General features: G+C 68.2%; 2 protein-coding genes. One reads left to right on the forward strand and one right to left on the reverse strand.

The window, feature by feature from the left end:
- A partial coding sequence (locus C4301_RS00210) for a 2-phosphosulfolactate phosphatase (protein WP_352413111.1) occupies positions 1-586 on the reverse strand: 586 nt, incomplete at its 3' end.
- 31 nt (positions 587-617) lie between these two features.
- Between C4301_RS00210 and C4301_RS00215 the strand changes: the two genes are divergently transcribed.
- Positions 618-1,121: AIR synthase related protein (locus C4301_RS00215; RefSeq protein WP_352413112.1), on the forward strand; the 504-nt coding region annotated here is incomplete at its 3' end.

Genomic DNA, 1,121 nt, shown 5'->3' on the forward strand with positions numbered 1-1,121 from the left:
TGGCCCGGGCCAGATCCTCCGTCCGGCCCATCCGATAAAGCCGCTGCCCTTCTTGGCTTTGGAAAAGGGCTTCCTGCGGGTCGGGGAAGGCCTTGAGGAGGGCCGTTGCCAAGGCGTAGGCCCCTTCCCCCTCTGGGGCGAGTTTTCGCGCCAGGAAGCCCGCCGCTACCACCGCGCTCAGATAGGGCTCCCCTTCCCCTGCAGGCCTTATGGTCAGGGCCTTTTGGGCAAGGGTGGTGTAGACCGCGCGAGCGTTGCGAAAATTTCCGATATACACCTCCTTTTCCGCCGGGTTCAGGCTGGCCGCAAGCCCTGGGGCGAGGAGGGTGACCTCCCGGCCCTGGACCTCGAGGCTTTCCAGGGCCGAGAGGTCCAGGGTGGCGTGGAACCCCTCTGGGGGAAGCCCCTCCTTTTCCCCCAAAAGAACCCCCCCAAGAAGCCCTGCCACCTTGGGCCCCGGGGCCACCCAGACCGACCGGGCCCCGCGGGCGAGGAGGAGGGTGAGGGCGCTTCCCGTAGGCAGGACCTCTACCAAAACCACCGGCCCCTGGGCGGGAAGGTGTGGGCAAAGGGCGACCCGCAACACGCCGCCCATCATACCGGGTAGCCTAGGGGGGATGCGAGTGGCCGGGCTGGGTGAACGCGGGCTCTTGGCGCTTCTGGCCCCTTTGGGCTACCCCCAGGATGCCCCCTTGCCTCCGGGGGATGACGCCGGGGGGGTCTGGCTTGGGAAAAGGGGTCTTCTCTTAAAAACAGATGGGTTCCTCTACCGGGAGGTGGCCCTTAGGGGTATGGGGCCCTTTGAGGTGGGCTGGCGGGCGGTGGCGGCCACGGCCTCGGACCTCGTTGTGAAGATGGGCCGGCCTTTGGGCTTCACCTTAGGGCTCTTTATACCCCCGGATTACCCGGTGGAGGAGGTCCTGGCCCTGGTCCGGGGGGCTGCGGCGGCGGCCCGGGCCCATGGGGCGGTGCTTTTGGGAGGGGATACGAACAAGGGTGAGGAGGTGGCCCTCACGGCGAGCGGGTATGCCCTGGCCCAAAGGCCCCTTCCGCGGGCGGGTGCCCCGGGGGACCTCGTCTACTTGGCTGGGGACCGCTGGGGGAAGACGGGAGCGGCCATA

Source organism: Thermus sp., from assembly GCF_040290245.1.
Classification (GTDB): Bacteria; Deinococcota; Deinococci; order Deinococcales; family Thermaceae; genus Thermus_A.